Origin of the sequence: Candidatus Thiothrix putei (assembly GCA_029972225.1) — a bacterium.
Taxonomy (GTDB): Bacteria; Pseudomonadota; Gammaproteobacteria; order Thiotrichales; family Thiotrichaceae; genus Thiothrix; species Thiothrix putei.
The window spans coordinates 249,077-275,345 of sequence record CP124756.1 but is presented as its reverse complement, the minus strand read 5'-3'; the positions used below and the strand labels follow the sequence as shown (position 1 = coordinate 275,345).

The following is a 26,269-nucleotide window of genomic DNA, read 5'->3' as shown; positions in this document are numbered from 1 at the left end:
GAAGCTCGATTAATGATGAAACACCTAATCAATGCCAGCTTAATAGCCCTCTGCTTAAGTCTCACTACCAGCAGCCAAGCGGCACTCGATCTGGAATTACCCAGCATCAATATTCCTGATCTAGGAGACCCCGCCAGCAATACCCTCAGCAGCACGCAAGAATCCCTATTAGGCATTAAACTTATCCGTGAATTGCGGGGTCGTGAACCCATCATCGAAGACCCCGAACTCAGCGGCTGGCTACGCGCCCTCGGCAATCGCCTTACCGCCCATGCACCCGGTGGTGGCAATTACTACTTCCTGATTGTCAAAGACCCCGAAATCAATGCTTACGCCATGCCCGGTGGCGTCATCGTCATCCATTCCGGGTTAATTCTCAACACCCGCTCTGAAAGTGAATTAGCCGCTGTGGTCGCCCATGAAATTGCCCACGTTTCCCAGCGTCACATCGCCAGAATGCTGGCAGGTCAAAAAGGCAATCCACTCATGACGGGGCTGGGAGTACTCGCAGGAGCGGCAGCAGCCTCCAAAAGCCCGGAAGCAGCACAAGCCATTATTAGCAGCACGATTGCTACCCAACTGCACCGTCAACTGAGCTTCAGTCGCCAAATGGAAACCGAAGCCGACCGCACAGGCTTACGCATCCTTGCCAGTGCAGGGCTAGACCCACAAGCCATGCCACTTTTCATGGAAAAACTGGACAGACGCACCTCTGACCTACACGGTGATATTACTCAATATTTGCGCACTCACCCGCAAAGCATTGATCGCCTCAGTGATACCCGCGCCCAAGCCAATCAAATGGGCAAGCGTACCGTGCACGAAGACAACGACTACTTGTATGCCCGCGAAAAACTTCGCGCCCTAACTGCCCCAAACTCGCCTGCGGTTACAGAAGGCATCCCACAACTCGTACAATATGCTCAAGCTGTCAGCCAATTACGCCGGGGTAATCCAAACGCCACCTTGCAAACACTCGGTACGCAATCACGCCAACTCCCTGTCGCCTTAACCATTGCTGCCGCCTTGAATGCAACCCGGCGTCATGCCGAGACTGAAACCCTGTTGACCCCTTTAGTAACCGCTTATCCCAGTCAAGAAGATTTACTCGCCCCACTCGCAGAAGCCTTGCTCGCCAATAAAAAAGCCCCTCAAGCATGGCAACTGATTAAGCAAACGCAACTCACTGAGCAAACCAGTTTAGAGTTCCTCGAAATTCGCCAACGGGTTGCCGAACAAGCAGGACAACCAGCCGAAGCCTATCGCTCCGCTGCGGAGCGTAGTATTCGCATGGGCGAATACAAACACGCCAAAGCCATTCTCGAACAAGCTTCACGACTGCCCGGCAACCCCGCACACACTAGCGCCCGCTTTCAAGCCATGGCTCGTGACATTGAACAAATGGAAGCCAAAGAAAAGCAACTCGACAAGTTTTAACCAATAATAAGAATATAATTATATTCTTATATAAACCACTGGTTTTATTAAAGTTTTTTTGCGTGTTTTACCACAATCAGTTAAGCTCCCAATCCGAAAGTTGATATTTCTCAATGTTTGGCAAGATGTACTACACCAGCCATCTCACAAGCGTAGAGAAACACGTTTCATCGAAATGTTTCGTTTAGAGAGGAGGTCGTTATGCGGAAACTTTTTCGCACTTTGGTAATGTCAGCATCGGTTTCCGTGTTGGCTTTAACCGCTGTATTCTCGTCTGCTTATGCAGCCGATGATAAAAAAGCAGACGCTGCAAAAGCGGAAGCAAAACCAGCAGAAGCAAAAAAAGAAATGACAGGTAAAGACTTGGCATTTGATCGTGGGTTGGGCAACTGCTTGGCGTGTCACATGATTGCTGGCGGTGAATTGCCCGGCAATATTGGTCCACCATTAATTGGAATGGCAGCGCGTTTCCCAGATAAAGAAAAACTCAAAGCCCAAATCTATGATGCACGGGTCGCGAATCCTAATACCATCATGATTCCGTTTGGCCCGATGGGGATTCTGAATGACGAGCAACTGGATAAAGTTGTCGAATTCATTTCAGGTCTGTAATACCTAGATTTGCTGAATTTTGGAGAGAGGAAACTTATGAAACGTAGAACATTTTTGCAAGGCACACTCGCAGCCAGTGCGGCTGGTCTTGCGGTCAGCGCTGGCTTGCTGACCCCACGCATGGTTATGGCAGAAGGCGGCGGTGCATTTGACGCCAAAACCATGGAAGATGCCCTGAAAACCATGGCATTGACACCGGAAGATTCCGCTGACATCAAAATCAAAGCCCCTGAAATCGCTGAAAACGGCGCGGTTGTCCCTGTTACTGTCACCTCCGGCGTGGCTGGTACAACGGAAATCAGCATCCTTGTTGATGGCAACCCTACCCCACTGGCAGCTACCTTCATCCTCGGTGAAGGCACACAACCCGAAGCGTCTACCCGTATCAAAATGGGTAAGACCGCTAACGTTGTCGCGATTGCCAAAGCCGGTGACAAATCGTACACCGCTAAGCAAGAAGTTAAAGTCACCATCGGCGGCTGCGGCGGCTAATTCAGAGGAGCACACACATGTCTAGTATTAAACTTAAAGCTGCTGTGAAAGACGGCACTGTCGAAGTCAAAGCACTGATGACACACCCGATGGAAACTGGGCAGCGTAAAGACAAGAAAACCGGCGAACTCGTTCCGGCGCATTTCATTCAGGATATCGTGGTCACAGCGGGTGACAAAACCATCCTGACCGCTAAATGGGGTGGCTCTGTCTCCAAGAACCCTTACCTCGCGTTTAACTACGCAGGTAAGGCAGGCGACAAAGTGAAACTCGCTTGGACTGACAACAAAGGCGAGAAAGACTCTGCCGAAGCTGACGTTGCTTAACTGGAGGTTTTCATGAAAAAAGTATTGACAGCAGCAGTTGCGATGTCTTTGTCATTCGCAGCAATCAACGCCGTACACGCAGACCCTGCCGAAGATTTGACTGCATTCCAAGACCATTTCAAGACAGCATTCAAAGACATACCATTTGAAGATTTTAAAGACGGTGCTTATGCCTTGGATGCCAACTTGAAAGCCCAATGGGAAGAAATGGAATCGTCATTCCCTCCTTACGAACCCGACATTGATGCGGGAAAAACCATCTGGGAAACACCTTTTAAAAATGGCAAAACCTATGCGGATTGCATGGGTGACATCAAATCCATCCGCACCAAATACCCTTACTACGATGCTGAGAAAGACACTATCGTCACGGCTGAAGGCGCATTAAACGCCTGTAAGACAGAAGGTGACGGCGAAGGCTTCGTTGACAAGGAAGGCAAGCCATTGCTGAATAAAGGTAAAATCGCACAGTTGATGGCTTACATTGCGATGGAAAATCGTGGTGAAAAAATCAACGTTGCTACTCCGGAAGGCAAAGCCGTTGATTGGTACGAAAAAGGCAAAAACTTCTACTACGCCAAACGTGGTCAGTTGAATATGTCTTGTGCAGATTGCCACACCAATAATGCAGGTAAAATGATCCGTGCGGATTTGCTTAGCCCTGCGGTTGGTCATGTCACCCACTGGCCGACTTACCGGTCTGCGGATGGTGAAATCACCACCCTGCATAACCGTTTCATGGGTTGCAACACCATGGTACGTGCTGCCAATTTCAAGGCTCAAAGTGATGAATATAAAGCATTGGAATATTTCCTGACTTATATGTCTAATGGCTTGGAATGGAACGGCCCCGGCTCACGTAAGTAAGCACACCTTACGTTCGATCTGACAATCGACTTGAACCCGGCTTAACGCTGGGTTTTTTATGCACTTGAATAAAAAAAACGGAATATTTTTAGCGCTGCTAACATCATTACCTCTGAATGTTGAGAGTGGCTTGCTCTCAGCGCTATTACGCTCACAAAACATCTCTGGAGAGAGGAACTTATGAAACGCAGAACATTTTTGCAAGGCACACTAGCAGCCAGTGCGGCTGGCCTTGCGGTCAGCGCTGGCTTGCTGACCCCACGCATGGTCATGGCAGAAGGCGGCGGTGCATTTGACGCCAAAACCATGGAAGAAGCCCTGAAAACCATGGCATTGACCCCGGAAGATTCCGCTGACATCAAAATCAAAGCCCCTGAAATCGCTGAAAACGGGGCAGTTGTCCCTGTCACTGTTACTTCTGGCGTCGCTGGTACAACAGAAATCAGCATTCTGGTAGATGGCAACCCTACCCCTCTGGCAGCTACCTTCATCCTCGGTGAAGGCACACAACCCGAAGCGTCTACCCGTATCAAAATGGGTAAGACCGCTAACGTGGTTGCGATTGCTAAAGCCGGTGACAAATCGTACACCGCCAAGCAAGAAGTTAAAGTCACTATCGGCGGCTGCGGCGGCTAATTCAGAGGAGCATTGATCATGTCTAGTATTAAACTTAAAGCCGCTGCCAAAGGCGATGTTGTTGAAGTCAAAGCACTCATGACACACCCGATGGAAACCGGGCAGCGCAAAGACAAGAAAACCGGCGAACTGGTTCCGGCGCATTTCATTCAGGACATCGTGGTCACGGCGGGTGACAAAACTATCCTGACCGCCAAGTGGGGTGGCTCTGTCTCCAAGAACCCTTACCTCGCGTTCAACTACGCGGGCAAAGCGGGTGACAAAGTGAAACTCGCGTGGACTGACAACAAAGGCGAGAAAGACTCTGCCGAAGCTGACGTAGCGTAATCTACGCTGCCCGTAGAGACGCAAAACCTTGCGTCTCTACCACAAAAACCATAACAACTGACCACTGCCCCACACACGCCCACATTCTGTCACGCTTTACCGGAGGACTCATGCGCGTTATCGCTGCATTCTTCACCCTTCTCTGTTTAACCATGGGGTCGAATGCCCGTGCTGACGACAAATTCCCTCCCGTCGTGATGGAGCTGATCAAGGTTTCCGAACACGTTTACTATGTGCAAGGCGCACCCGGTGCAGCCACCCAAAACCACGGTTTCATTTCCAACGCTGCGGTGATTGTCACTGACGAAGGCGTAATTTTATTCGACACCCTTGGCACACCAGCCTTGGCGCAATTATTCCTGCAAAAGCTCAAAAAAGTGACTGACAAGCCGGTGAAAAAGGTGATTGTGAGCCATTACCACGCCGACCATATTTACGGCTTACAAGTATTCAAAGACTTAGGCGCGGAAATCATCGCCCCTGCCGGTGCTGAGGAATACCTCAATTCTGAAAACGCCGAAACCTTGCTGGCTTCGCGTCGCGCAGAGCTTGCCCCGTGGGTCAATGCCGACACCCGCTTGGTGAAACCCGACCGTTACGTCGATGGCAATGAAGAAATCACCCTCGGCGGTGTCACCCTCAAACTCATTTTTAATGGCAAAGCGCATTCTGATGGCGACCAAAGCGTGCTGGTCGAGCCGGATGGCGTGTTGCTGATTGGCGATCTGATTTTTGAAGGCCGCGTGCCTTTCGTTGGTGATGCTAATACCAAAATCTGGCTGGAACGCTTAAAAGACATGGCGCAAGGCAAGCTCACTGCGATGGTTCCCGGTCACGGCCCGATGTCCAAAAAACCGCAGGAAGTGATTAAAACCACGGTGCAATACATCGAATTCCTGCGCAAAACCATGGGCAAAGCCGTCGAAGACATGACCCCGTTTGACGAAGCTTATGCCGCCACCGACTGGGGCGATTTCATCCACCTGCCTGCATTTGAAGAAGCCAACCGCCGCAATGCTTATCAGGTCTACCTGTCGCTGGAACAGGAAGGAATGCAATAAACACAATTTGAATTAGAACAATTTTATCAACCGTAGGAGGAGACGACCCATGTTAAAACCAATCATACTGGGTTTATTGATGACTGCCAGCAGCGTTGCTGGTCTTGCAATCGCTGACGATACCAAACCGGCTGAACCGAAAGCAGAAGCCGCCGCTGCTCCGGCTGCGGATGCTAAGGAACTGTCCCGAAATAACTTCCCGAAATCAGGGGGACTGAGGGACAGCGGAGTAGTTCCATTTTGGCAGGAAGTCATCGAACTGGATGGTCATGTTATCCTTGAACGCTTGGGTATACTTGCGCCCGGTTTCAAAAACTTTACTGATGATGCGGACAGCGACCTTCAAGCCAGTGGTGGTTTCCGTTTTTGCCATGTAGTGTTTGGCGGTTTCGACCGTTTCCAACGGCACACCCCGGCAGGCACGGGTCACATGGGGGAACAGTCGGTGTTCAATCGGGTTGTATTTGGAGCAATAGGGCGGGTAGTGGGCGATGCGTATTGTCAGGTTCAGGCTGTCCGCCAATGCCTGCAAGTCTTGCTTGAACAGGTACGCAGAGGAACTGTTGCTGCCACCACCGTCACATAAGACCAACAGCTCGTCAGCTTCGGGGTAGTTGGGTTTCCCTTGCTCACGCCACCATAAGCCAAGGCTTTCGCAGGCAAACTCGGTGGTGTCGTGGCTGGTGTTCAGGTGCAGTGCCGCTTCGTTGCGGGCAAGGTCGTAGATGCCGTGGGGGATCACCTGACCATTGCCATAGCTGGGGAAGTCATGGTCATTGACCTCCGTGGGTTCGACGGCATCCGTTACCCCTTCACGGTAAAAGTTGCCCAGCAGTTCCTTCTTTTTGGTGTCAATGCTGATCACGGGTTTGCCTGCTTGCAGGTAGGTTTGTTTGAGTTGGGCAATCTTTTCAAACTGGGCATTACGGTCAGCGTGTTGCCCCATGGTGCGTTTCTTCTGGGGCTTGCGGCGGCGGTAGCCGTGCTCCCGTAATAGGCGCGACACCACGTTTTTCCCAGCCGATGTCCCCAATGCCTGCATCCGCCGGGCAATCTGCCGACGTGACAGGTTCGTCCATTTCACCGCCTCCCGCATGGGGTCGCCTGCCGTATGATCCTTTAAAACTTGGCGAAAATGCTCATCCAATTGCAGGTGCGTAGCGTTCAGCCGTTTGCGCCCGCCCCTTTTTTTCGCTGCCTTACGGTGGGCAAGCCATCTTCCGATTCCAACTCCGTCAACCCGTGGCGGATGGTTTTGGGGTCACAGTCCAATAACCGGGAAATGTAGTCCTGCCCCCCGTGCCCAAGCCGGACGGCTTCCACGGCGGCGTAGCGGCGGCGGTCACGCTCATTGAGCGATTGGTAGAACCGCTGCATTTGTTTTTCTATGGCTGATGGGTAAACATCCATTGGCTCATCCTCGGTGTTGATTGGCATTACAAGGGGCTATCTTCCCCCTTTCGCTGTTAGCAGAAAAGAGGGAAGTTATTTCGGGACAGTTCCTAAGCCCGCCGAAGCCAAGTTCGACCCCGGTGTGCCTGCGCCCAAAGTCGCTGACGACTATTACGCCGGTGCTGAAAAAGTGGTAGTTCACGTCACAATGGAGGGTGACGAAAAGAAATACCTTGGTGTACTGGGCAATGTCAGCAATTACATCAAAGCACTGGATCAAACCGGCAAGAAAACCGACGCAATCATCGTCATGAACGGCGACGGCCTAGGTTTGCTGACCACCGCCAAGCAGGTGGAAATGAACGCTGACGCCAAATTGCCAGCAAAAATCGCCGAGCTAAAGGAAAAAGGCGTGAAATTCCAAGTGTGCTACAACACCCTGACTGGGCGCAAAATCAAGTTTGAGGACTTGTACGATGCCAAAGCAGAAGACGTGATTCCCTCCGGTGTGGCAGAAGCTGGTCGTTTGCAGTCGCAAGGCTACCAATTGCTGAAACCGTAATCGCAGAACAAGAATGGTGCTGAGTAAACTCAGCACCATTCTGACCTATCAAGCTAGGAATTAACCCTCATGGTCAATTGGATTATCTCTTGCTGCAAAGATTTGTGGTTTCGTGACCGCAACGAAGTCAGCCCTTACATTAACGACACCGCTGTGCGCATCCGCGCCGGGCTGTTACTCGCGATTCCCATCTACATGGCATTCACGCTGTTTGATGCCATCTTTGGTTCGGATTGGGTCATCACCGGCGAGGTCATTACCGACACGCTCGAAACCGATTTTGATGGGCGCATTATTTACAGCGTCGAAGCCGTCAAACGCACGTTTGATTACAGCACGCAAACATGGGTGTTGTTTTACGCGCTATTTGAAATGATTTCCGGCATGTTTGTAAGCACTTCGCGGCTTTCCCCCACCATTTTGCTCAGCAGCTTTCTGGCGAAAAATTTGCGCCCGGTGTGGAAACCGTTATTGCCCAAACGTTTTGCTTGGTCGATTGGTGCCAGTTTTATTATCACTTGCCTGATTTTCTTTAACCCCGAAATCTTCGCGGGCTGGGTGAATGCCATAGCAGGTAGCGAACAGTTGCCAGAAACGTACAACTACATGCCTTCATGGATTCCGCTGGTTATGGTGTGGGTCTGTTTTGGATTTATGTGGATGGAAACTGTATTGGGTTTCTGCGCGGGTTGCAAAGTGCACGCCTTGTTAGTCTGGATGGGCGTGCTGAAAGAAGAGTGCGAGGCTTGCAACAATTTGGATTGGGGTGATGCTGCCAGCAAACGCTGAGCAGCTTCCCTATAAGACAGCCTGTGTGGCGAGTTAAATAGCGATGTAACGCCAACCGTCACGCATGTGTTTCACCACAAACTCCACCGCCGATGGTGCAACTTCCGTATCCTCCACCAATGCCACTAATTCCCCACGTTGGTGGTAGGAATATAACGTATTGCTGCACGCCACAAAGCGCAAATGGGGATATTTTTCGCTCATCTGCAAAATTCGTCCTTCGTGCTGAGTTTCGCCCAAACGTAATAAATCAATGCCCTCTGCACTGGTTACAACATAAACACTGCCATCTTTATGCTCGACCTGCTCCGCCAGTGTTTCGGCTTTCACCAGAGCCTTTTCTAGCTTAGCTGGCTCATGTGAATCGACGAACACAATAAAACGGTCGTCGTGTGCCGCTGCATTTTCCAACGTCAACCCTTCGGGCTGCCACAATTTCGGCACGTAGTGGCTACTGCCTGCGCCAGCAAGAAAGGTAAGCCCAAACACCAAAGCAACCGTTGCAGCTTGTTGCCATACTGGTGGGCGACGCACGGGCTGGCGCAAAACTGGTAAGGGGTAAGCCGATTTCACCAGATGTTTGATGCGCTGGATTTCGCACAATTCTTTTTGCAGCCCAAGGTCAGTTTCCACCTGAGCCAACACTTCGCGGGTTTGTTCAGCACCCAATTGCCCGTCTGCGAGGGCGTGCAGGCGGTCGTGGATGGTTAGCTGATCGGGATTCATTTCACTCTCCGTAAATAGTGAACGTTGTCAGTTTGGCGTATCCCTTGCAGGCGTTTTTTCATGGTTTCGCGGGCACGGCTGAGGCGGCTCATCACCGTTCCCACCGGAATATCGAGAATCGACGCGACTTGTTCGTAGCTGCACCCTTCTAAATCCACCAAGGTCATGACTTGGCATTGACTAACGGGCAGCGATTCCACCGCAAGGCGCACTTGCGTTGCCAGTTGATCATCGGCGAAGTGTTTTTCGGGGCAATCCGTACAGGTTAACTCCATATCGTCGATGTCCAGCGTCGGCTTTTGGGTGCGCAAATGCTCCATCCAGCAGTTGTGGAGGATTTTGTACAGCCACGCGCCTAAACGCGCTTCATCTTTGAGCTGCTCTTGTTTTTCCAAGGCTTTTGCAAGGGTGTCTTGCACCAGATCGTCGGCTAACGCGCTATCGCCACACCATGCCACTGCCATGCGATGCAGCTTAGCGCGGTGTTCCGACAACTGCTGGTCAAGGCGGTTAAAACGAAAATACTGACTAAACATGTGATTTATTAAAGTCTCTTAGCGGTTCTATTGCACATGACGCAAAATATATGCGAAATATTCCAAAAAAGATGGAATATTTTCGCCTGCACCCCGTCACTACCCCTGTAGCTAGAATAACTTCAGCCCGTTTGAGGAGAGAAAACGTGAGTCTAACCCGTCGTGAATTTATGCAAATGTTGGCGGCTGCCAGCGTTGCCGGTTTCAGCCTGAATAACGCGTTTGCGGCAGATGCCAGCAAAGAAGGCGACAAAACATCTGTCAAAGCCCCCAGCAACCCGTATGAACTGCCCGCCTTCGGTAATGTATCCCTGATGCATTACACCGACTGCCACGCACAATTATTGCCGATTTACTTCCGTGAGCCGAACGTCAACTTGGGTATCGGCAGCATGAAAGGTGCAGTGCCACACTTAGTCGGCGAACACTTCCTGAAAAAGTACGGTATCGAAGCCGGTACGATGGATGCGCACGCATTCACCTACCTTGATTACGTTGAAGCCGCAAAAAAATACGGTAAGGTCGGTGGTTTTGCACACTTAAAAACCTTGGTTGACCAAGTACGTGCCCAACGCCCCGGTTCATTGCTGCTGGACGGCGGCGATACATGGCAAGGTTCGTGGACATCCTTAAAAACCAATGCGCAAGACATGGTGGACGCGCAGCTTGCTCTCGGCGTAGATGTGATGACCCCGCACTGGGAAATGACCTTCGGCGCGGATCGTGTGAAAGAAATCGTCGAGAAAGATTTCGCGGGCAAAATTGATTTCGTCGCACAAAATATCTTCAGCAACGACTTTGACGAGCGTGTATTTGAACCGTTCGTGATCAAAGAAATCAACGGCGTACCCGTGGCGATTATTGGTCAGGCATTTCCGTATGTGCCCGTTGCCAACCCCAAACACATGGTCGCTGACTGGAGCTTCGGCATCCGTGACGACGATATGCAGCAAGCGGTTGACGATGCGCGTAGCAAAGGCGCGAAAGTCGTCATTATGCTGTCGCACAACGGCATGGACGTTGACTTGAAAATGGCCAGCAAAGTCACCGGCATTGACGCCATCATGGGCGGTCATACCCACGATGGCGTATTCCAGCCGGTGGTGGTTGAAAATGCAGGCGGCAAAACGCTGGTCACGAATGCGGGTTCCAACGGCAAGTTCCTCGGCGTGCTCGACCTTGACGTGAAAGACGGCAAAGTGGCGGATTTCCGTTACAAATTACTGCCAGTGTTTTCCAACTTGTTGGAAGCCAACAAGGACATGCAAACCCTCATCGACAAAATCCGTGAGCCGTACAAGAAAGAATTGGCGGAAGAACTCGCGGTGTGTGACGACGTATTGTACCGCCGTGGCAATTTCAACGGCACGTTTGACCAATTGATCTGCGACGCGCTGATGCAAGGCTTGGATGCACCGATGGCATTTTCACCCGGCTTCCGCTGGGGTACGAGTGTACTGCCGGGGCAGCCCATCACGTTTGAACACGTTGCTGACCAAACCGCGATTACTTACGGCACGGTCACGCGTAACGAAATGACTGGCGAAACCATCAAAACCATCCTCGAAGACGTAGCCGATAACCTCTTCAATGAAGACCCTTACTACCAGCAAGGCGGCGACATGGTGCGCGTGGGTGGTTTGAAATTCACCTTTGATCCGACGGCGAAAATGGGCAACCGCGTCTCCGACATGGAACTTGATGGCAAACCCTTGGATGCGGCAAAAACCTACCCGGTCGCAGGCTGGGCAAGTGTCCAAGAAGAAGTTAAGCCTAACAAGCAAATCTGGGAAGTGGTCGCCGACTACCTGCGTGACAAAAAGACCATTGGCAAGATCGAGCTGAACACGCCGAAACTCAAAAATGTGGACGGCAACGAAGGTTTAGCCTAAGCCTTTATCATTCGTAGGGGCGAATCATCATTCGCCCCTAACGTGTTTACGGACACGCACCCGGTACAAACCCTTGTACTTGCGGGTCTGCACACGCTTTACAATCATTTGCATACGTTACAGGCTGACTAAATTGCCCATTCACTCTGCTTAGGGTTGCGCACACAGGCACAAACGACTCGTAGCAAATTTCAGGGCGTGGCTCACGACACGGTTGAAAAGATGCCGTATCAGCCATCCCTTCTGCCGCATCAGAACGGCTACAACCTGACAGGGCTGTTATTAACAACACCCCCCCTAACAGCAGTATTCCCAAGCTTTTCATAAAAACCTCGCATTATACTGTTTTAGACATTACGCAATCACTTGCGACATCACGCCTTAATCCGTACTCTTATCGCATTCTTTGTCTGGAGCCTGCACATGAATCTGGAACACGCCCGCTTTAATATGATCGAACAACAGATACGTCCATGGGACGTCCTTGATCAGACAGTTTTAGACACGTTTGGTTTCATCCAACGTGAGCTATTTGTACCCAAGGTTCACAAAGCACTGGCGTTTGCTGATGTAGAAATCCCACTCGGTCACGGCGAACACATGATGTTCCCCCGTGTTGAAGCCCGGATGTTACAAGCGCTAGAGATTTCCCCCGACGATACCTGCTTAGAAATTGGTACAGGTAGCGGGTTTATCACCGCCTGTCTGGCTCATCTTAGCAAACACGTTGATAGTGTCGATATTTATGAGGACTTTACCCGACAAGCGGAAGAACGCCTGTTCAACCTCAAACTGCGCAACCACACCCTACACACAGCGGATGCCTTGCGTGATTGGTCAACCGGCAAACAGTACAATGTCATTGCCGTGACAGGTTCTATGCCAACCTATCTACCTCGCTTTGAAGCGCAGCTTGCCCCCGGTGGTCGTCTTTTCGTCGTCGTCGGGCACGGTTCAGTCATGCAAGCCACGTTGATCAAGCATGAAGCGGACAGTGAATTTACGCGCACTACACTATTTGAAACGCAGCTAAAGGCACTGGTCGGAACCGACAGTGATACTGATCGCGCTTTTGTCTTCTAATCGTGCGTCACTGGACTCCTACTGAGCTTGCTGCACATCTCAACACGCAGCAGCCTTTGCATATATTGGATGTCCGGGAAGAATGGGAATACGAGATTGCCCATCTCGAACCCTCAACCCTCATCCCTTTGGGACAATTACCCAGCAAACTGTCACACTTAGATAACCATCATGAGTGGTTAGTGGTCTGCCACCATGGTATTCGTAGTGCCCATGCGTGCTATTACTTAGAACGGAATGGTTTTCAAGTCATCAACTTAACCGGCGGGATCGACCGTTGGGCTAAAGAGGTTGATCATGATATGCCACTCTACTAATTGAGATTAAGGCTATAATCCGCTTTTGGATAAACATGCTAGTATGGCACGTAGCTAACTATAATTTTGGAACCGTTTTTTTATGAAACAACAGACACTGGCATTCTTGATAGCGGCCTCCCTGACACTGATCGCCCAACAAGCACACGCAGAAAACCTGCTTCAGGTTTACCAACAAGCCAAAGGATACGATGCTCAGTTTAAGGCGCTGGAAAGTGATTACCTAGCAACGTTAGAACGCAAACCACAAGCATTAGCGGCCTTAAAACCGCAGGTCGGCGTTTCAGGCTCCATCACCCATAGTCGTCAGCGTACAACGCATGATGCTTCTCTGCTCGACCCTAATGACGTTAATAGCGGCAACAACACTAATTACGCTGTCAATGTCAGTAAATCCTTGTATAACAAAGCCCTAAATGCCCAAGTCGATCTCGCCGACTCCACTATCGCCCAAGCCAGCGCGGGTTTAGACGCACAGCGCGAGGCATTGATCCTGCGGGTGGCGGAAGCTTATTTCAACTTCCTACTCGCCCAAGACAATCTGGAATTTGCCCGTACTGAAAAAGACGCGATTGGTCGCCAATTAGAGCAGACCAGAGCGTATTTTGATGCGGGTCGCTCCGCCATTACCGACGTCAAGGAGGCAGAATCACGCTATGACCTTGCGGTTGCTCAAGAAATCAATGCAGTTAACCAATTGGATTTAAGCCGTGAACAATTGCGCGTACTCACCGGTGGTTTTTACCAAACCCTAAATGCTCCGGCGGCTAATCTACCATTGACCGTTCCAGAACCAGCCGATATTGAGCAATGGGTCAAAACAGCCAAAGTGAATAACAAACAACTGATTGCCAGCCAACATGCCATTCAGTCAGCACAAACCGCTATTGACCTCCAGCGTGCTGCCAAAAAACCGGTAGTGGATCTAGTCGCCAAACAAACAGGCAGTGATGCCCAAAGCAGTGCCCCCCTGGATCCACAAAACTACGGTGCAAGTGTCGGTGTGCAAGTCAGTATGCCCCTGTATACCGGCGGTAGCACCGATTCCAAAATCCGCGAAGCCCAACACAACTTCCGCCAAGCACAACAGCAATACGACTTTCAAAACCGCACCACAGAACAGCAAGCACGTAATGCATTCCTGACGGTGCAGTCCAGTATTAGCCAAGTCAAAGCCAACCAACGCGCCCTTGCTTCGGCGGAAACAGCAGCGGAGGCCACCCAGGCGGGCTTTGAAGTCGGCACACGTACAGCGGTGGATGTGCTGACTTCCTTGCGCAACGTCTTCAGTGCACGGCGTGACTACGCCCAAACCCGCTACACCTATTTGCTAAATACGCTGAAATTGCGTCAAGCAGCAGGTATTTTGACCGATCAAGATATTGCCAATATGAACACATTCATGACCTCAACCCCCAAGCAATTAGCAGCCGCGTTACAGCAAAGTGCTCCACCCGCTGATATTGAGGACAATGGCAGTTTTGAGCAATACAGCACGACTGATGTGAAGCAAGAAAAGCCAGCAGCACCGATCAAAACCAAGCCAACACCCGCCAAACCAGCACAGCAGCAATACTTCACCATCCCGCAAGATGTTGGCAAAAAATAAGCCTCAACGCCGGTAAGCGTATTTCCAGCGACACCCGGATGCTGCTTCCAATGCACTCAGCAAAGCAGCATCCGGTACTGCTTCCGCCTCATGAATATTGCCAATAATCACCCACTCGCGCACCTGCACCAGTGGCTTACGAATCAATTGAAAATCCACCATTGCTGCACTGCAAGGTAATTGTATGTAACAAAATGGCTTGTTTTCCTGCGGCACTAATTCAATATCCGGCGAACATCCCAAAAAACACACCAACGACAAAAACCCTTCACCCACCGCAAAATGCCCTGCCCCCAAACTCTCACCTAGCAAACCCAACGTTTGTAAACACGACTCTAGCGGGGCAATGGCTGGCGCATCAGCCGTAGCGACAGGGAACAACACCAACTGATGCGTAGAATACTGCATTTATTTACCTCAAAATCCTGTAAAACAGTGTGGGTAAACGGCTTGACACCTACCCACAGATACGAAACTTATGTATCATCGCCTGCTTATATTCCCCTGACCACCCCTTTTTAAGGCGCATTGGATATGATGGATCACCCGCTCATCCTGCTCTTGCTTCTGCCTGCGGTAGGTGCGTTTATCTTGGCATTATTACCCAGTGGGCGACCGGGCTTAATCCGCAACACCGCTATTGGGGTGGCAGCCGTTACGCTGGCCTATGCCGTAAGCCTCACCCAACAAATCGACTTTAGCAACCCCGCGATTCAATTGGCGACCAGTATGGTCTGGAATCCTAAACTGGGCACGTCGTTTTCCTTAGGCGTGGATGGGTTAGCGTTCCCGATGGTGTTGCTCACCACCGTGCTGGTGCTGATGGCATTGCTGGCTTCGCACATGATCACGCATCACGTCAAAGGCTATTACCTGCTAATGCTCTTGCTGGAAGCCGCCACCATGGGTGTATTCATGGCGCAAGATTGGGGCTTATTCTACGTCTTTTGGGAACTGGTGCTGATTCCGTTGTTTTTCCTGATTGATCGTTGGGGCGGCAAAAATCGGCAAACGGCGGCATTGAATTTCGTGTTGTATACCATGGGTGGCTCAATTTTCATGCTGCTGGCGCTGTTGGTGCTGTTTGATGCGACTCCTGCACACTCTTTCACCTTTGCGGCCATAGCAGAAGGTGCACGGCAACTGAGTACAACAGAACAAATCCTGATTTTCAGCGGCTTACTGATTGGTTTTGGGGTAAAAATGCCCTTGTTTCCACTGCATGGCTGGCTACCGTTGGCGCACGTCGAAGCGCCTAGCCCCGTGAGTATTTTGCTCTCCGGCATCCTGTTGAAAATGGGGTCGTATGGCTTATTACGCGCCATTGATATTTTACCCGCCGCCGCGCAAGCGATGCAGGGCTTATTGTTTACTTTGGGTGTGATTGGCTTGTTGTACGGCGGCTTATTGGCGTGGCGGCAAAGCGATATGAAAAAGATGATCGCGTACTCCTCCGTCAGTCACATGGGCGTGGTGCTGATTGGGATTTCCACCCTGAACGTGATCGGCATGACCGGCGCGGTATACCAAATGGTGGCGCATGGGCTGGTGGCGGGTGCAACGTTCATGCTGATCGGCTTGTTGTATGAACGTACCCATACCCGCGACATCAACGATTACGGCTCGCTGATTAGGGTTACGCCACGTTTCGCTTTCCTGATTATTTTGGCGTTCGTCGGTGGCGTAGGCTTGCCGAGTACCGCAGGTTTTGTGGCGGAATTGCACGTTTTGATCGGCGGCTTTGAGGCGTGGGGATGGAGCATTGTCTTGCTGTCGCTGGGTGTGTTGATCACCGCCACTTACAGCATTCGCACCGTCAAACAGCTTTACACCGGCCCGATGCGGCTGGATATGCAGCAAGTCGAAGACATGCGCCCACTGGAAATGGTTGCGGCGGGTAGCCTGATTATTGGTACGTTGCTGTTAGGTTTTTATCCAGCGCCTTTGCTGACGATGATGGATACCTCGGTGCAACAACTCATTAGCCATTTTGTGCTGCCCATCGTAGCACCCATATCGGGGGGAGCGATGCCGTGAGTGGGGGTATTTTCCAGCACTTACTGGAACATCTGGAACACGTCTTACCCGGTCAAGCACCCCTGCGGGATTTCGTGCACCACAATACCTTGCACGGTTTTCAACACCTCCCTTTCCCAGCAGCGCTCAAAGCGGCACATGACATTACCGGCGCTTACGGCTATTTACCCAGCGAAAAATTCCGCGAGTATTTTCAGCAGGGTCGCATTGCCGCTGATGATCTGGACGCGGTATTGCAAGCCGATTCCAGCCTGAATAGCGCAGAAACTGTATTCAATCGCGCCGCTAACGGTGCAGCGGTTACACGCGGCGATATTTACCGCACTGCCCTGATTCACCCCATTAAACCCATCAGCCCCAGCGAATTTGTGTGGCAAGTGGAAGAAAACCGGGTGCTGGAACGTGACGGCGAATTGTGGTCAGCGTGCCTGAGTGCGTTGCAACTGGATCATCATCTGCTACATTCCGAAGACTTACTCAACTTTTCCCCCGAACGTGCCGCCCGTTTGTTTGCCGCCGAACTCGATGCGCAAGGCACGAGCATTCACGAGCGCGTCGCCCAAGACGCACAGCAGCAATTACTCACTCTCACCCGGCAAGTTGGTGAAACGCTGACCTTACGCGACTTATTGCAAGCGGTGACGGGGGAAGACATCCTCCACGACATCCGCCCCTTATTCCTCCGGCAAGTCGCCTCTTGGCTGGATCAAGGCATGGCGGCTTGGCACAACGGCACGGCGGGCAGCAGCTTTTTCACCGCATGGCGCAATACCAGTGCAGACGACCTCACCAGCACACTGGAAGGGCTAACCGATTGGAGCGAACACCTCAATTCCCTCCCCGATACGGCTGAAGCCGCCATCATTGCCGAATTGCAACGCATCGGTATTCCCAAAGAACACTGGGAAAGCTATCTGGAACGCCTTGCCTTGGAATTGCCAGGTTGGTCGGGCATGTTCCTGTGGCGCGATCAACACCCCGGTTACGCGGGCATCACCACGCCACACGTCCACATGCTCGACTATTTGGCGGTGCGTTTGAGCATGGAACACCTGTTTGCGCGGCGCTTGTGCCGTCAAATTTGGTGGATGGAAGCCAGCCTTAGCGATATTCGCGGGCGATTTCGGCGACATCCCACCGAATTTTGGGTGCGTTACTACACCTTTAACCACCGCCTGCCCGAATATTTGCTCACCCCGGCACAACAATTGATTCGTCACAGCCGCCCGCGTATCAACGAAGAAGCGCAGTGGCAACAACTGGCGCACCAAATCTGGACATGGGCGCACAGCCCCGCGAATGCCACCCTGCAAGGTTGGAACGCTTACGCGCACGGCTGGCGCTTATTCCGCTTGGCGCAACATCTGGCGTTGGATGCGGCAACGCTACACCAACTGAGCCACACGCAACTGGAAACTATTTTCACCTGTCTGGACGCGCTGGATGCCGAACACAGCGGTTTTCTGTGGCTGCAAGCCTACGAACGCCATTACCGCGAGCAAATCTTCAACGCCATCCTTAATAACCACGGGCGCGGCACTTGGCAACAACGCCACCAACGCCCGCAAGCGCAACTGGTGTTTTGCATGGATGAGCGCGAAGAAGGCATTCGCCGCCATCTGGAAGAACTCAACCCGCACATCGAAACGCTGGGCGCGGCGGCATTTTTCAACCTACCCATGAACTGGCAAGGGCTGGACGACAAAACCGTCACCAAACTCTGCCCTGTACCCGTTACCCCGGTGCATTTGGTGCGCGAAGTGCCAGCGGATGCAGCAGCAGAACTGCAACGCCAACATGCGCTACGGGTCGGGTGGCGTAAACGGCTGTTTGCGCATTTGCAACACGTTACCCGGCATAACTTACTGCTCGGCACCGTGAGCCAAATGGCACTCGCGCCCGCCTCGTTGGGTGTCATGCTAGGCAAATCCTACCTGCCGCTGGGGTTTGGGCAATGGGTAAAAAGCTTGCGCCGCAAAGCCGATCTGCCGATTCCAACCAAGCTGGAATTCAGCGCTTTGCAGCCGGAGCTGACCCGTTCCAGCCAACAAAACCAGATGGGCTTCACCGACGCGGAACAAACCGAAAAAGTCGGCGGGTTCTTGCGCATGATCGGGCTAACCGATGGCTTCGCGCCGCTGGTGGTGATTATGGGACACGGCTCTACCAGCCAAAACAACCCCCATGCGGCGGCGTATGAATGCGGCGCGTGCAGTGGTCGCCACAGCGGGCCGAATGCGCGGGTGTTTGCGGCAATGGCGAATCGCGCTGAAATTCGCACATTGTTGGCAGCGCAAGGCATTCACATCCCCGCCGATACTTGGTTTGTGGGCGCGGAACACGATACCTGCGACGAACACATTCCTTGGTTTGATACCGACAAAGTGCCTGCGGCGTTGCAGGATGCGTTGCATACCTTGCAAGCCAGTTTGACCGAAGCGGCGCGGCATTCGGCGCACGAACGTTGCCGCAAATTGGCCTCTGCCCCGCGCAAACCAACACTGGCACAAGCAGCAGCACACATTGCCAGCCGTGCCGTGGATTACAGCCAAGCCCGCCCGGAATTGGGTCATGCCACCAATGCTTGCGCCTTGATCGGGCGACGCGCCGTCACACGCGGCAGTTTTCTGGATCGGCGCTGTTTCCTGATTTCGTATGACTGCACCCGCGACCCTGATGGCAAGATTCTGGAAAATATTTTGCTGAATGCCGGGCCGGTCGGCGCGGGCATTAACCTCGAATACTATTTTTCCACCGTGAATAACGACCGCTACGGGGCGGGCACGAAAGTGACGCACAACCTCACTGGGATGTTTGGGGTCATGGAAGGCGTATTCAGCGATTTGCGTACCGGTTTGCCACAGCAGATGATTGAAATCCACGAGGCGATGCGCTTGCTGGTAATCGTGGAAGCGAAAGCCGCGCTGGTTGGTGAGATTTACGCACGGCAAGCGCCCTTGCAGGAATTGATTGGTGGCGGGTGGCTGATGGTGGCGGTGAAAGACCCGGATTCTGCAAGGATTGATTGGTTTGTGCCGGGAACGGGGTTTGTGCGTTGGGAGGGAGAATTGCATGAGTTGCCGATGGTTGAACGCTCGGCACAGTGGTATTCGGGGGATTATGGGCATTTGTCACCGGCGTTGGTGACGGCTAACGCCGTTTCCCCGGAGGTCGCTCATGCCTAACAGCTTACTTCTGCTCATCCCCGGTCTCCCCTTCCTCGCCGCCCTGTGGATTGTCCTCGGCTTTATCTTCGGCTGGAATCGCGGTGAAAAAGGCGAACGCGAAACCGCGCTGGTCGCCGTCACCGCCAACACCCTCAGCTTGCTGGCCATGGTGGCACTGGCGATTTACGATTTTACCCACGGCGCACCCGGTCATGTGATGTTGTTTCCTTGGCTGCAAAGCGGCGATTACCAAGCCTCGGTCAGCTTGATGCTGGATACGCTCAGCTTAAGCTTTGGGGTGGTGATGGCGACGATTACGCTGGTGGTCACGCGCTTTTCGGTCAACTATTTGCACCGCGAACCCGGTTTTCAGCGCTTTTTCATTGTGATGTCGCTGTTTTCCTGCGCCATGTTGCTGATTGTGCTGTCGGGCAGTGCCTTGCTGGGCTTTATCGGCTGGGAAATGGCGGGAATCAGTTCCTATATGCTGATTGCATACGCTTGGCAGCGCGAAACGGCGGCGGAAGGCGCTACCCGTGCGTTTGTCACCAACCGTTTCGGCGATACCGGTTATTTGTTCGGCATGTTCATTGGCTTTAGCTGGCTAGGCAATGTTGAGTGGAATGTGTTGTTTGGCGAAAAACCCGATATGTCCGGCATGGTAGTGGGCTTGATGACCATGGGTTTCATGCTGGCAGCGCTGGTAAAATCGGCACAATTTCCATTCAGTGCGTGGATTACCCGTGCGTTGGAAGGCCCCACCCCATCCAGCGCGGTATTTTACGGCTCAATCATGGTACACGCGGGGATTTACCTGCTGTTACGTCTCGAACCCTTGCTGGAAGAATCGCCCCTATTGGGCAACGTGCTGATTCTATTAGGCATACTCACGGTGCTGTACGGCTGGCTCGGTGTGCAAGTGCAAACCGACATTAAAAGCTCGCTGATCTTTTCCACCCAACAGCAAACCGGGCTAATGCTGATTGAAATCGGGTTCGGGTTTTACACCCTCGCCGCGTTTCACATGGGGCTGCACGCGATTTGGCGGGCTTACCAATTCCTGCATTCGCCCTCGTTTTTGCAACAAACCGAATGGGAACCCGCCAAACCCGCCCCCGCTTGGCTGCGCAAACGCCGTTGGCTGTATACCGCCGCCCTGCAACGTTTCTGGCTCGTACCGCTGGAAAACTGGTTGCTGGTACGCCCCACCCAAGCCCTCGCGCACGAAGTGCAAACCTTGGACAGCCGCGTGATTGACCGCCTGACCGGGACACCCTCGCACAGCAATATGCTCTCCACCTTGGCAGAAATGCAGGACTTCCAACAAGGCAAATTGCGGCTGGCAAGTGGCATCGGCACGGGTTCAGGCTTGCTGGGCAAGCTGATGCAATGGGTGGCTGAACGCTTTGAATGGCTGGAAGACCGGCTATTATTACAAAAAGGTGGCAGCAAACTGGGGCGCTATTTGCAGCAATTGGGCGAATACCTCGACTTGGTTGAAGAATTACTCACCCAACCGCGCTACCTGATTTTATTGATAGCGGCTACCCTCGCCGTTATTTTGTAGGAAACAATAACACATGACGAATCACAGTCAGTCACACGACGCACAACGTGACTATTTGCGTGAAGCCATTGCCGGTCTGAATGCGGTGCTGCCGATTCAAGCGCCGCTGCAAGATTTTGTGCATTTTAATCCGCTGGAAAATTACGAATACCTGCCATTCGCCGAGGCGCTACGCACCGCTCACGCCCACAGTGGCTCACTGGGCTATTTGCCGAATGGCGAATACCGCCGGTTTTTCCGCGAAGGGCGCATCAATCGCCACGATATTTTCAGCGTACTCGCTACCGAGCCAGATAAAGTGGCTGACCGCGACATTTACCTCACCGCGCTGGCGAATAATATTAAGCCGATCACCTTCCAGCAAATGCGTTGGCAGGTGGAAGAAAACCACGCGCTGGAACGTTTTCAAGCCGATGTTGCTTTTGAGCAGCGCGAAAAATTACTCGAAGCCGCCGGTCAAGACGAAGCCGTCGCCATCCGTGCTTTGTGGGAAACTTGCCTGCAAAAGCTGGAACTGCACTACGATTTGCCGCACCCCGAAGCCTTGCTCAACCTGCGCCTCAGCGACATTAACGGCATCTGGGATCAAATCAAGCAACAAGGGCAAATCGGCGCCAGCATCCCCGATGCAGAAAGCTTCATCCACGCTGAAAGCCGCCACCTGCTACACAATTTGCTGGATCAAGTCGGCGAAACCCTCACCCTGCGCGGCTTACTGAGCAAACTGACCGCTGTTGACGTGATGGATTCACTCCTGCCGCTGCTGGATCGCCATCTGGCAAGCTGGCTCGACCAAGGCATTGCCGCCTTCCGCTCCCGTTCCCTGAGCGAAGCCGAAGGGCAAACTGGCTTCTACCGTTATTGGCGCGAAGCCACCCTCAACGACCCCACCCTCACCCTCACCCTCGCTGGCATGGATGATTGGGACGATTACCTGCGTTCCCTGCATCACGACCCGCTGGAAACCATCCACCAAGAAATGATGCGCCTTGGCATCGACAAAGCCCATTGGGGCGGCTACTTGCGGGTATTGGCGCTGGAATTGCCGGGCTGGTCAGGCATGTTCAACTGGCGGGCGAAAAATCCCGGCTATTACGGCTTAACCACACCGGTGAGCATGGAAGATTACCTCGCGGTGCGTTTGGTGATGGAGCATATATACTGCCGTCACGTTGCCCGCGACAACTGGCAAATCGACGCCAGCACCACCGGCATTCGCGGTTATTTCCATCAGCATCAGGATGAGTTTTTTGTCCGCTACCACGCCTACAACACCACCTTGCCGGAATTCCTGCAACAACTCGCCCAGCAATTCTTAAGCAGTCAAGAAGACATCCAGCCCGCTGACTGGCATCAACTCGCACACCAAATCCTAACCTGGAACCTTGCGCCGGAAACCGTGATTCCGGTCGGCACGGATATTTACCGCAAGGCTTGGCGCTTATTCCACCTTGCCCAACACTTAGGCATGGCAGCACCGCAAGTGGCGCAATTGGAAACCCCGCGCATCACACGCCTGCTGGCGATTCTGGAAGAACTCGACGACCCCAACACCAGTGGCTACTTATGGCTGCGAGCGTATGAACACCATTATCAGGAAGAAATTTTCAGCGCACTGCTGAACAAACACGCGGAAGAACCCCCGCCCAACCTCTCTTCCCCGCCCAATGTGCAACTGATTTTCTGCATGGATGACCGCGAAGAAAGCGTGCGCCGCCATCTGGAAGAACTCGCCCCCGACCTCGAAACCTTCGGTGCTGCGGGCGTATTCGGCTTACCCAATAACTGGCGCGGGCTGGATGCACCCCGCCCGTTAAAATTGGCACAACCCGTGGTCACAGCGGTTCACGAACTCCGCGAAGTTCCCGCCACGAATGCCCAACGGCGCTTACCCGCCCACCAACGCCGCCAACGCTGGCTCAATTGGTTGCACAAGCTGAAAAATCACCGGATGCGCCACAGCGTCATCGGTACGGCCTTGGCATTACCGTTACTCGCACCCTTTGCCTTGCTGGAAATGGTGGGGCGTAGCGTCATGCCCGCCAGCTACCAACGTTTCATCAGCAAGGTACAACGTCAAAGCAGTGTGCCACTCAAAACCCGCGTGGCTTACACTGCGCAAGACGTATTGGAATGCCCCAGCAAAGACCACAACCAACAAGGCTTCAGCGCGGCGGAAAAAGTCACCAGAGTCGCGACTTTCCTCAAGCTCACCGGCTTTACCAGCGGCTTTGCGTCCTTGGTGGTGCTCATGGCACACCGTTCGCGCCATTTGAATAACCCGCACATTCTCGGCTACGGTTGCGGCGCGTGCAGCGGGCGCTTCGGCGGTCCGAATGCGCGTGCCTTTACCAGCATGTGTAATGAACCGGAAGTGCGGGCGCAATTGGTCGCGCAACACGGTATTCACATCCCTGACGGCTGCTGGTTCATCGCCAGTGAACACGACACCACCAGCGATGCCATCGACTGGTTTGACACCGATTTGATTCCTGCCAGCCATCGCGGTGTGTTTGCGCACGTGCAGCAAGCCACCGAGCAAGCGGTGCGCTTATCCGCGCAGGAACGTTGCCGCAAATTTGCCTCTGCCAGCCCGCATCTGACCCCGCGTCAAGCCAAGCGGCATGTGGAAGGTCGCGCCGCATCCCCCGATCAGGTACGGGCGGAATTAGGGCATCAAGGCTGTGCGGTCGCCTTCATTGGGCGGCGGGAATTGAGCAAAGGGATTTTCTGGGATCGACGCGCCTTCCTGATTTCGTATGACCCACACAATGACCCCGATGGCAAAATGTTAGAAGCGCAATTACAAGGCAATGGCGTGGTCGGGGTCGGGATTCAGATGGACTACTACTTTTCGCGGATGCAAAACGGCTACTTCGGTTCCGGCAGCAAAGCCACTCACAACCTTACTGGCTTGTTTGGGGTCATGGAAGGCGGCGCGAGCGATTTACGCACCGGACTGGCACAACAGATGGTGGAATTGCACGAGCCGATGCGCTTACTGGCAATTGCCGAAGCGGAGATTGATACCTTGGTGGCGATTTACCAGCGTCATGATTATTTGCGGCGCTTGCTGGACAATGGCTGGGTGTTGCTGGCAGCAAAACCGCCGGAGCGTAACGAAATCCATGTATTCCAACCGGGCAAAGGCTTTGTGCAATGGCAGGGCGAAATTCATCAATTGCCAAGGGTACAGCATTCACAAGAATGGTACGCGGGGCAGCGGGGGTATTTGCCGCCCGCTGCGGTGCGCAATACAGCGGAGGTGACACATGGCTAATGGCTGGTTATTACTGATTCCCGGTTTGCCTTTATTAGCCGCTGTGTTGGTGGCGCTGAATCGGGTATTGCGTTGGAATCGCTGCGAAGCGAGCGAACGCCTCAGTTCACAGTTGGTGCTGGGGGCGGGCTTGCTGAGTCTGGTCTTGGTGTTGTGGGCGGATGTGCAGTATTTATTGCACGGTAGCCAGCACGTCATGGTATTGCCTTGGTTACACAGCGGTGTCTACAACGCCAGCATCAGCTTCATGCTGGATGGTTTGAGCTTGAGCATGTCGACCTTGGTGGCAGTGATTACGCTGTTGGTGACACGCTTTTCGGTGAATTATTTGCACCGTGATTGCGGGTTTCAGCGCTTTTTTATGGTGCTGGCACTGTTCACCGCCGCGATGCAATTGATTGCCCTGTCGGGCAGCGCGGTGCTGGCGTTTGTGGGCTGGGAATTGGCGGGTGCGAGTTCTTACCTGTTGATTGCGTATAACTGGCAAAGCAAAACCGCAACCATCAATGCGACGCGGGCGTTTGTCACCAATCGGCTGGGGGATGCGGGCTTTTTGCTGGGCATTTTTATGGCGTTTTCGCTATTCCGCAGCACCGAATGGAACGTGATGTTAGTGCCGCAAGCGGATCAGTCGAGTTTGCTGATTGGCGTCGCGGCGTTTGGCTTGATGGGCGCGGCGTTAGTAAAATCGGCGCAATTTCCGTTTTCGGCGTGGATTACCCGTGCGCTGGAAGGGCCTACGCCGTCCAGTACGGTGTTTTACGGGTCATTGATGGTTCATGCAGGCATTTTCTTATTGCTGCGGATTCACCCACTGTTGGAACAAGCCCCGGCATTGCAATACTTGCTGCTGGGGGTGGGTGTTCTCACCGTATTGTATGGCTGGCTGGGTGGCTTGGCACAAACCGATATTAAAACCTCGTTGTTGTTTTCCACCTTGGCACAAACCGGCTTGATGTTGATCGCGATTGCGCTGGGCTGGTATAGCTTGGCGCTGGTGCATCTGGTGTTGCACGCGGTGTGGCGGGCGTATCAATTTCTGCATTCGCCCTCGTTTGCATTGCATACCCAATGGCAAGCGGCTCCCGCTGTTCCGGCATGGCTGGGGAAACGGCGCTGGCTGCACAATGCGGCCTTGCAACGTTTCTGGCTCGACCCGCTGGCGGATTGGTTGCTGGTAAAACCCACCGTTGCCCTGTCGCAGGAAGCGCAAATCTTTGACGGGCAAATCCTCGACAAACTCAGCGGCACACCGGGGCATCACAGCGGCATTGCGACCCTTGCGGATATGCAAGCCATGCAGCAAGGGCGCTTGCGGGTAGAAAGCAGTATCGGCACTGGCTCTGGGCTGTTCGGCAAGCTCATGCAATGGATAGCCGAACGGCTGGAATGGTTTGAGCAACGCTTATTGCTGCAACAAGGCGGCGGCAAAGCCAAATCCATTCGGGATACCTTAGGGCGTTATTTGGATAAGATTGAACGCCTGCTCACTCAACCGCGTTATCTGGTGTTGCTGATTTTGGCAACGCTGGTCGTTATTTTTCAGGGGTAATG

General features: G+C 53.0%; 24 protein-coding genes. 19 read left to right on the top strand and 5 right to left on the bottom strand.

Annotated features, from left to right (window positions below):
- The first annotated feature begins 12 nt into the window (after window positions 1-12).
- From QJT81_01370 to QJT81_01335, 8 genes are all read left to right on the top strand, one after another.
- Window positions 13-1,437: a M48 family metalloprotease gene (locus QJT81_01370; protein ID WGZ94668.1), complete on the top strand. Its 1,425-nt coding sequence runs from the start codon at window positions 13-15 to the stop codon at window positions 1,435-1,437.
- 201 nt (window positions 1,438-1,638) lie between these two features.
- On the top strand, window positions 1,639-2,049 hold the full coding sequence (gene soxX, locus QJT81_01365) for a sulfur oxidation c-type cytochrome SoxX (protein ID WGZ94667.1): 411 nt from the start codon (window positions 1,639-1,641) through the stop codon (window positions 2,047-2,049).
- A gap of 36 nt (window positions 2,050-2,085) precedes the next feature.
- Window positions 2,086-2,541, top strand: a complete 456-nt coding sequence (gene soxY, locus QJT81_01360) for a thiosulfate oxidation carrier protein SoxY (GenBank protein WGZ94666.1) — start codon at window positions 2,086-2,088, stop codon at window positions 2,539-2,541.
- A 17-nt stretch (window positions 2,542-2,558) separates the two neighbouring features.
- The gene (soxZ, locus tag QJT81_01355; protein WGZ94665.1) at window positions 2,559-2,867 is read left to right on the top strand and encodes a thiosulfate oxidation carrier complex protein SoxZ; all 309 of its coding nucleotides are present in this window, start codon (window positions 2,559-2,561) and stop codon (window positions 2,865-2,867) included.
- Between the two features lie 12 nt (window positions 2,868-2,879).
- Complete coding sequence (soxA, locus tag QJT81_01350) at window positions 2,880-3,734, top strand: sulfur oxidation c-type cytochrome SoxA (GenBank protein WGZ94664.1); 855 nt, start codon at window positions 2,880-2,882, stop codon at window positions 3,732-3,734.
- A 180-nt stretch (window positions 3,735-3,914) separates the two neighbouring features.
- Window positions 3,915-4,370, top strand: coding sequence for a thiosulfate oxidation carrier protein SoxY (gene soxY, locus QJT81_01345; GenBank protein WGZ94663.1), 456 nt, complete (start codon window positions 3,915-3,917; stop codon window positions 4,368-4,370).
- Between the two features lie 18 nt (window positions 4,371-4,388).
- On the top strand, window positions 4,389-4,697 hold the full coding sequence (gene soxZ / locus QJT81_01340; protein ID WGZ94662.1) for a thiosulfate oxidation carrier complex protein SoxZ: 309 nt from the start codon (window positions 4,389-4,391) through the stop codon (window positions 4,695-4,697).
- A gap of 110 nt (window positions 4,698-4,807) precedes the next feature.
- Complete coding sequence (locus QJT81_01335; protein ID WGZ94661.1) at window positions 4,808-5,758, top strand: MBL fold metallo-hydrolase; 951 nt, start codon at window positions 4,808-4,810, stop codon at window positions 5,756-5,758.
- Between the two features lie 205 nt (window positions 5,759-5,963).
- Here the strand turns inward: QJT81_01335 and QJT81_01330 are convergent, their stop codons facing one another.
- Together QJT81_01330 and QJT81_01325 are read right to left on the bottom strand one after the other, a co-directional pair.
- Window positions 5,964-6,905, bottom strand: coding sequence for an ISAzo13 family transposase (locus QJT81_01330; GenBank protein WGZ94660.1), 942 nt, complete (start codon window positions 6,903-6,905; stop codon window positions 5,964-5,966).
- A gap of 17 nt (window positions 6,906-6,922) precedes the next feature.
- Window positions 6,923-7,195: a hypothetical protein gene (locus QJT81_01325; protein ID WGZ94659.1), complete on the bottom strand. Its 273-nt coding sequence runs from the start codon at window positions 7,193-7,195 to the stop codon at window positions 6,923-6,925.
- Window positions 7,196-7,292: 97 nt separating this feature from the next.
- Between QJT81_01325 and QJT81_01320 the strand changes: the two genes are divergently transcribed.
- Both QJT81_01320 and QJT81_01315 read left to right on the top strand, forming a co-directional pair.
- A complete protein-coding gene (locus tag QJT81_01320; GenBank protein WGZ94658.1) occupies window positions 7,293-7,712 on the top strand; it encodes a DsrE family protein in 420 nt (139 codons plus the stop codon).
- A gap of 69 nt (window positions 7,713-7,781) precedes the next feature.
- Window positions 7,782-8,501, top strand: coding sequence for a DUF4395 domain-containing protein (locus QJT81_01315; GenBank protein WGZ94657.1), 720 nt, complete (start codon window positions 7,782-7,784; stop codon window positions 8,499-8,501).
- Window positions 8,502-8,534: 33 nt separating this feature from the next.
- Here the strand turns inward: QJT81_01315 and QJT81_01310 are convergent, their stop codons facing one another.
- A complete protein-coding gene (locus QJT81_01310) occupies window positions 8,535-9,227 on the bottom strand; it encodes a hypothetical protein (GenBank protein ID WGZ94656.1) in 693 nt (230 codons plus the stop codon).
- On the bottom strand, window positions 9,224-9,763 hold the full coding sequence (locus tag QJT81_01305) for a sigma-70 family RNA polymerase sigma factor (GenBank protein ID WGZ94655.1): 540 nt from the start codon (window positions 9,761-9,763) through the stop codon (window positions 9,224-9,226). Before QJT81_01305 ends, QJT81_01310 begins: the two co-directional genes overlap by 4 nt.
- A gap of 146 nt (window positions 9,764-9,909) precedes the next feature.
- Between QJT81_01305 and soxB the strand changes: the two genes are divergently transcribed.
- From soxB to QJT81_01285, 4 genes are all read left to right on the top strand, one after another.
- Entirely contained in the window at window positions 9,910-11,655 is a 1,746-nt protein-coding gene (gene soxB, locus QJT81_01300) for a thiosulfohydrolase SoxB (GenBank protein WGZ94654.1), read from the top strand.
- A gap of 423 nt (window positions 11,656-12,078) precedes the next feature.
- Complete coding sequence (locus tag QJT81_01295; GenBank protein WGZ94653.1) at window positions 12,079-12,738, top strand: protein-L-isoaspartate O-methyltransferase; 660 nt, start codon at window positions 12,079-12,081, stop codon at window positions 12,736-12,738.
- Window positions 12,739-12,740: 2 nt separating this feature from the next.
- On the top strand, window positions 12,741-13,055 hold the full coding sequence (locus QJT81_01290) for a rhodanese-like domain-containing protein (protein WGZ94652.1): 315 nt from the start codon (window positions 12,741-12,743) through the stop codon (window positions 13,053-13,055).
- A gap of 82 nt (window positions 13,056-13,137) precedes the next feature.
- Window positions 13,138-14,664 carry a TolC family outer membrane protein gene (locus QJT81_01285; GenBank protein ID WGZ94651.1) on the top strand — a complete coding sequence of 509 codons (1,527 nt, stop codon included), beginning with the start codon at window positions 13,138-13,140 and terminating at the stop codon, window positions 14,662-14,664.
- 3 nt (window positions 14,665-14,667) lie between these two features.
- On the opposite strand, the gene QJT81_01280 is transcribed toward QJT81_01285, so the two are convergent.
- Window positions 14,668-15,072 (bottom strand): hypothetical protein, encoded by a 405-nt coding sequence (locus tag QJT81_01280; GenBank protein ID WGZ94650.1) that lies wholly within the window; start codon window positions 15,070-15,072, stop codon window positions 14,668-14,670.
- Window positions 15,073-15,198: 126 nt separating this feature from the next.
- Between QJT81_01280 and QJT81_01275 the strand changes: the two genes are divergently transcribed.
- From QJT81_01275 to QJT81_01255, 5 genes are read left to right on the top strand one after another with little or no spacing between them, the layout of a single operon-like run.
- Entirely contained in the window at window positions 15,199-16,701 is a 1,503-nt protein-coding gene (locus QJT81_01275) for an NADH-quinone oxidoreductase subunit M (GenBank protein ID WGZ94649.1), read from the top strand.
- Entirely contained in the window at window positions 16,698-19,886 is a 3,189-nt protein-coding gene (locus QJT81_01270) for a DUF2309 domain-containing protein (protein WGZ94648.1), read from the top strand. The genes QJT81_01275 and QJT81_01270 overlap by 4 nt, the downstream gene beginning before the upstream one ends.
- Window positions 19,879-21,435: a proton-conducting transporter membrane subunit gene (locus QJT81_01265; GenBank protein ID WGZ94647.1), complete on the top strand. Its 1,557-nt coding sequence runs from the start codon at window positions 19,879-19,881 to the stop codon at window positions 21,433-21,435. The genes QJT81_01270 and QJT81_01265 overlap by 8 nt, the downstream gene beginning before the upstream one ends.
- Before the next feature lie 13 nt (window positions 21,436-21,448).
- On the top strand, window positions 21,449-24,715 hold the full coding sequence (locus tag QJT81_01260; protein WGZ94646.1) for a Na-translocating system protein MpsB: 3,267 nt from the start codon (window positions 21,449-21,451) through the stop codon (window positions 24,713-24,715).
- Entirely contained in the window at window positions 24,708-26,267 is a 1,560-nt protein-coding gene (locus tag QJT81_01255) for a proton-conducting transporter membrane subunit (GenBank protein WGZ94645.1), read from the top strand. The genes QJT81_01260 and QJT81_01255 overlap by 8 nt, the downstream gene beginning before the upstream one ends.
- Window positions 26,268-26,269 lie beyond the last annotated feature (2 nt).